Raw genomic sequence first — 1,037 nt, forward strand, 5'->3', positions numbered from 1 at the left:
CTAGGTGTGAGCTTTCGAGAGGTTGTCCATTCGGACCGGACCGAGGAGACTGGAGTTACCACGCTTCAGCATCCATCGGAGGGTCCGAATGAACATCCACAAGAATGCCCGTCTCACACCGCTGCGTCGAGAGGAGATGGCGTTATCGGTGATAGAAGGCGCTTTTTCCAAAGCCCATGCGGCGCGCGTCTATGGCGTGTCGGCCAAGATCGTGGCGCGCTGGGTCGAGCGCTATAAGACCAAAGGGCGGGCCGGCATGGTCGACCGCTCGTCGCGGCCCACCGTCATGCCGAGCCTGACCGAACAGTCCGTGGCCGAGCGCATCGCAGCCTTGCGTCGCCAGCGGCTGACCGGCAAGCACATCGCCCATGAGGTCGGCGTCTCGCCCGCCACCGTCAGCCGGGTTCTCAAGCGTGCCGGGCTGTCGCGGCTCAGGGATATCGAGCCGGCCGAACCGGTCCGGCGCTACGAGCGGGAGCATCCCGGCGAGATGATCCATATCGACATCAAGAAGCTCGGCCGCTTCAGCCAAGTCGGCCATCGTATCACCGGCGATCCGCAAAAGGGCAAGTCGCGCGGCGCCGGCTGGGAGTTCGTCCATGTCTGCATCGACGACGCGTCCCGCATCGCCTTCTCGCAAATCCTGCCCGACGAGAAAAAGGAGTGCGCCATCGCCTTCCTCAAGGCCGCGGTCGCCTATTACGCCAGCCTCGGCGTCACGATAGCCCGCGTCATGACCGACAACGGCTCCTGCTACAGATCAAAGGCCTTCGCCAAGGCCTGCCGCGATCTCGGCCTCAAGCACGTCACGACAAGACCCTATACGCCCAAGACCAATGGCAAGGCCGAGCGCTTCATCCAGACAGCACTGCGCGAATGGGCCTACGCCATTGCCTATCCGACATCCGATCATCGTGCCGCCGAACTGCCTGTCTGGCTGCACAGATACAATTGGCATCGTCCACATGGCAGCCTAAAGTCAAAAACGCCTATCAGTCGCCTCGCCCTGATCGAGGACAACCTGTTGAAGCTCCACA

At 62.4% G+C, this 1,037-nt stretch carries 1 protein-coding gene; it reads left to right on the forward strand.

Annotation, left to right across the window (positions count from 1 at the left end):
- Positions 1-88: 88 nt before the first annotated feature.
- Positions 89-1,037 (forward strand): IS481 family transposase (locus tag EN879_RS37045; protein WP_095770220.1); only part of this gene is annotated, 949 nt, incomplete at its 3' end.

The organism is Mesorhizobium sp. M7A.F.Ca.AU.002.02.1.1, assembly GCF_003998535.1.
In the GTDB taxonomy this organism is placed as follows: domain Bacteria; phylum Pseudomonadota; class Alphaproteobacteria; order Rhizobiales; family Rhizobiaceae; genus Mesorhizobium; species Mesorhizobium ciceri.